Origin of the sequence: Nonomuraea rhizosphaerae, from assembly GCF_019396405.1 — a bacterium.
Taxonomy (GTDB): Bacteria; Actinomycetota; Actinomycetes; order Streptosporangiales; family Streptosporangiaceae; genus Nonomuraea; species Nonomuraea rhizosphaerae.
This window is the reverse complement of sequence record NZ_JAHKRL010000397.1, coordinates 1-3,371: the sequence shown is the minus strand read 5'-3', so window position 1 is coordinate 3,371 and position 3,371 is coordinate 1. Positions and strand designations below refer to the sequence as shown.

Genomic DNA, 3,371 nt, shown 5'->3' with positions numbered 1-3,371 from the left:
GCCCGCCGTCGGCGGGTCGGCGGCGGGCTGCGACGCGGCGGCGGTCGCCGCGCTCGGCGTCGGCCGGGGCGCCTCGCCGCCGGAGGTGACGAACACCACCACGGCCACGACCGCGCTCAGCAGGCCGACGGCGGTGAACACGAGGCGGGCCGTGGGACGGCCGTCCCTGATCCAGCCGCCCTCGTCCTCGTCGGGCCTGCGCCTGCTCCTGGTCATGCGCTCCGACCCGGCCAGCGTGGCCAGGCGGTTGTGGCTCAGGTCGCGCGAGAGGCTGATCGCCTGGTCGCGCAGGTGGTCGGGGGTGGCTAGCGGCCAGGGGGTGGCTCGGCTGTCGCTGGTCAGCGGCAGGATCGGCTGCGGCCCCGACGGGCCGAAGGGGTCGTCGGCCGAGTCGAGCGGACTCACCGACCCCGGCATCCGGCCGGGCCCCGCCGGGCCGCCGAAGGGCGGGTCGGCGAGCACCCGCGGCGGCTCGGGGAAGGGCTGGGGTCCGGACGGCTCGGCCAGGACCCGCGGCCGGTCGGGGAACGGCTGCGGCCCCGAGGGCTCGGCGAGGACGCGTGGCGGCTCGGGGAAGGGCTGGGGCCCGGACGGGTCGGCCAGGACGCGCGGCTGTTCGGGGAACAGCGGCGGCCTGACCGGCCCTGACGCCAAGGGGTCAGAGGTGCCGCCGAACGAGGGCGGCGCCGTCCCGCGCGGCCGGGCCGGGTCGCTCAGCGACCGGGGCGAGCCCTCCGGCAGCCGGAGCGGCCCCGACGCGGTGCCGAACGCGTCGAACCCGTCCGGCCGGGCCGGGGCGGGCAGCGCGTCCGTCCGGTGGCTGCCCGACGGGCTCGACACCCCGTCGTACGGCATCGAGTATCCGCCGGAGGGGCTGGTCAGCGGGTCGTACGGCACGCGCACCGGCCCGGACGGCGTCTCCACGATGCGCGAGGGCATCGGCCCGGACAGCGAGTCCAGCGGCGGCATCAGCCCGGTGGGCGTCGGGTCGGCCTCGGACGGCAGCGACCGCGACGGCTCGGCGACCCGGGGCCGGACCGAGCCGTGCATGTGCAGCACCCGCTCCAGCAGGTCGCTGACCTGCTCGGCGGTGAGACGTTCGGCAGGGTCCTTGCGCAGCAGCCCCTCGATGATCGGGGTCAGCGCGCCCGCCCGCTGCGGGGCGACCGGGTCCTGCTGGAGCACCGCGCCGAGCACGGCGATCGCGTCGGGCCCCTCGTACGGGGGCCGCCCCTCGACGGCCGCGTACAGCGTCGCCCCGAACGACCACAGGTCGGCCGCCTGCGTGATCGACTGGCCCGACAGGCGCTCCGGCGGGACGTACGCGGGCGAGCCCATGAGCAGCCCGGTCTGGGTGATGGTGACGTCGCCCTCGATGGCGGCGATGCCGAAGTCCGTCAGCACCACGCGGTCGGCGGTGAGCAGGACGTTGCCCGGCTTGATGTCGCGGTGCAGGATCCCGGCGCCGTGCGCGTGCCTGATCGCGTCGAGCACCCGGATGCCGATCTCGGCCGCCTGGATCACCGGCAGCGGCCCGCTCTGGCGTACGGCCTGCTCCAGCGACCACGCGCGGACCAGCTCCATCACGATCCAGGGCCGGCCGTCCTCCTCGACCACGTCGTGCACGGTCACGATGCCCGGGTGGGTCAGCCGCGCGGCGGACCTGGCCTCCCTCAGCATGCGCCGGTGGGCCACCTGCTTGCCCGCCTGGTCGAGCCCGAACGGCAGGATCAGCTCCTTGACCGCCACGTCACGGGCGAGCAGCACGTCGTGCGCGTGCCACACCATGCCCATGCCGCCCCGGCCGACCGGCGACATCAACCGGTAGCGCCTGCCGATCAACCGCCCCTGGCTCTGGGAGGCGTTCCCCTCCGCCCCCTCCGCGCCGGGGCCGCTGAGCAAGCGGTCGGCTGCCATGTCCCGCCCCAATCTCCCGCCTCGTCGGTCACGAACTTCGCGCAATACTTCCAGATTATGAGGATCGCCACGATATAGGGCCGACATTGCCAAAGCCACTCGGCGGGCGTTCTTACCATCAACCTGACGTGGGGAAATGTCAGGACGGGAAAAAGGTCATTCAGTCGCCGCGGCCAGCGCCAGCAATGCCGACGAAAACGCTTCCACCGGCGGTTTCACCAGTCCGGCGCCCACCTGCCCGGTCCCCGCGACCCGGCCCGCGATGCCCGTGTTGACCATCGGCAGCAACCCGGTGCGGGCCACCAGGGTGACGTCGATCCCGACCGGCGTGCCGCGGAAGCCGAGCCCCGGGATCTGGAACGCCGGATGCTCGGTCAGCGTGATCTCGTACATGGACCGCGTGGCCGCCATCGCGTCCGCCACCTCGCCGCCCACGAACCGCACGATCGCCGGGGCCGCCGCCATCGCGAACCCGCCCAGGCCGGACGTCTCGGTGATGGTGGAGTCGCCGATGTCCGGGTTCGCGTCGCCGGGGCCGTACGCGCCGAGGTAGAGCCCGTCGGGGACGCCCGCCGGCCCGGTGAACCACCGGTCGCCCAGCCCCGAGACCTGCACCCCGAAGTCGGTGCCGTTGCGCGCCATCGCCACGATCATCGACGAGCCCGGGATGTCCCTGGCCGCGTCGGTGGCGACCTTGGCCGCGGCCATGGCGGCGTTCAGGAAGAAGTGGTCGTTGCCGTTGACGAACCGCAGTACGTCGGCGGCGCTGCCGGGCGCGGCCTCCACCACCCAGGGGGCCAGCTCGCGCAGCAGCAGCGAGGTCGCCGCGCGGTTGCGGTTGTGCAGCTCGTCGCCCATCTGCAGGGCCTGCGCGATCAGCGCGCGCAGGTCGATCGGGCCGCTCAGCTCGACCGCCGCCGACAGCACCGGGCCGAGCACGCGGTCCATCCACCGCAGCCGGTCGAGCACCTCGGGGCCGTACGCGCCGTAACGCAGGACCTTGCCCAGGCCCTCGTTCAGCGAGCAGTACGCCTTGCCGCCGTGCTCGGCGTCGCTCACCTCCAGCATCCACATGGACGGGCTGACCACGCCCGCCATCGGCCCGACGGTGGCGTGCCCGTGACACGGCTCCAGCCGCACCCGGCCGCCGGCCAGCAGTTCCTGGGCGGACTCGACGTCGTGGGCGTATTCCTCCAGGAGCATCGCGCCGATCAGCGCGCCGCGCATCGGGCCCGACGCGCGCTCCCAGTCGATGGGCGGGCCGGCGTGCAGGAACATCAGCTCCGGCAGGTCGAGCACCTCCGAGGCCCGCCGTACGCCGGCGAGCTGCGGACGGGCCGAGGTCAGGCGGCCGACGGCGCGCTCGTTGGCGGCCGGCAGGCGCGGGTCGGCCAGCACCCGGGCCAGCGCCCGCTCGGTGCCGGGCAGCGGCGGGCGCCACGCGACCGGCGGGG

2 protein-coding genes are annotated in these 3,371 nt (G+C 74.8%); both read right to left on the bottom strand.

Features of this window, described 5'->3' with window-relative positions; all coding sequences use genetic code 11:
• The coding region (locus tag KME77_RS20360) for a serine/threonine-protein kinase (protein WP_219470134.1) at positions 1-1,917 on the bottom strand (1,917 nt) is incomplete at its 3' end.
• A gap of 156 nt (positions 1,918-2,073) precedes the next feature.
• Positions 2,074-3,371 (bottom strand): YlbE family protein (locus KME77_RS20355; protein ID WP_219470132.1); only part of this gene is annotated, 1,298 nt, incomplete at its 5' end.